Below are 1,099 nucleotides of genomic sequence, written 5' to 3'. Positions count from 1 at the left end.
GTATGACAAACTCGCTGTCCGCTACCTGGCAACCGTCCGCGTCGCCGCGATCAACCTGTGGTTATCCGGCCGCAGCTTATGAAACAGACTCTAGCCGACACGTCGGTTCCGCCGGTCGGCGCACTGCTGGTTTCGGACGACCAGGACGATCGGATCGCATCGACGAGGGCGGCCAAGTGAACGATGCCCATACTGGGAATATTACGTCGACGCCGCCGCCCAACCCGACTATCCGGCCGTCTTCATTATTCCCTGGGCACCCGACCCCACTGGTACTGCGTGACCCGCCCAAACAGGCGTTGCACTTATAAGTGCAATCTTCTACCGTAGGTACTACCTGCGAACAGCGGAGAGGAGGCCGGGTCATGGATGCGCTTGTTCACGAGGAGAAGGCGGTCCTGTCGATCACTTCGGACGACGTGGAGCAGGCCCGGGCATTCAAGGCCGAGGTCGAGCAGGCCCGTGGCAATGTGGCGACCGGGAAGCATGAGAGCATCACGGTAGGCCTGCACGGGGGGCGCTCCGTCGAGATGCCGCCGGAACTCACGTCTCTGGTCTCCCAGGTTCTCGATCTACTCGGCCGCGGCTGCACAGTCACTGTCGGCAGCATCCCGAACGAGGTGACGACCACCATCGCCGCCAAGATGCTGAGCATCTCACGACCGACTTTGATGAAGCTGATCAACCGGGGAGAGATCTCCGCGCACAAGGTCGGCTCGCATACACGCTTGTTCAGCAAAGACGTGATCGCGTACCGAGACAAACAGCGCGACGCGCAGCGAGAGGCGTTCCAGCAGTTGCGCGAGCTCGAGGATCAGCTCGGCCTGGACGACTGACCACGGACCGACACTGCCTGCAGGCAACCGTAATTCGTATCCCGCCTGCTTTGTACCATGTCCGTCATGGTCACTGGGCGGGGTACGAGCGTGCTGGTCGATGCCAACGTTCTCTTCTCCCGCACCCTCCGGGATTGGCTTGCGCTGCTTTACATCCAACCCGGCAACTGAGGGGCCGGAAGAATTTCGGACAGCGGATTCTTGTCTTTCCTACGCTGCCTGATTCCGCTGAAACCACTCGGACTCTACTTCGTTCGGTGTCC

At 61.0% G+C, this 1,099-nt stretch carries 1 protein-coding gene; it reads left to right on the top strand.

All coding sequences use genetic code 11. The annotated features are described in order from the left end of the window. Positions 1-365 precede the first annotated feature (365 nt). The gene (locus tag ACFWPH_RS34735; protein WP_378756557.1) at positions 366-836 is read left to right on the top strand and encodes a helix-turn-helix domain-containing protein; all 471 of its coding nucleotides are present in this window, start codon (positions 366-368) and stop codon (positions 834-836) included. Positions 837-1,099: the final 263 nt, after the last annotated feature.

The sequence above is a fragment of the Nocardia sp. NPDC058499 genome (assembly GCF_042719915.1).
GTDB lineage: Bacteria > Actinomycetota > Actinomycetes > Mycobacteriales > Mycobacteriaceae > Nocardia.
This window is presented reverse-complemented; position numbering and strand designations above follow the sequence as displayed.

What these genes read in the sequence shown, in the direction of transcription:
- ACFWPH_RS34735 (WP_378756557.1), top strand. Translation starts at nt 366, where the DNA reads ATGGATGCGCTTGTTCACGAGGAGAAGGCGGTCCTGTCGATCACTTCG.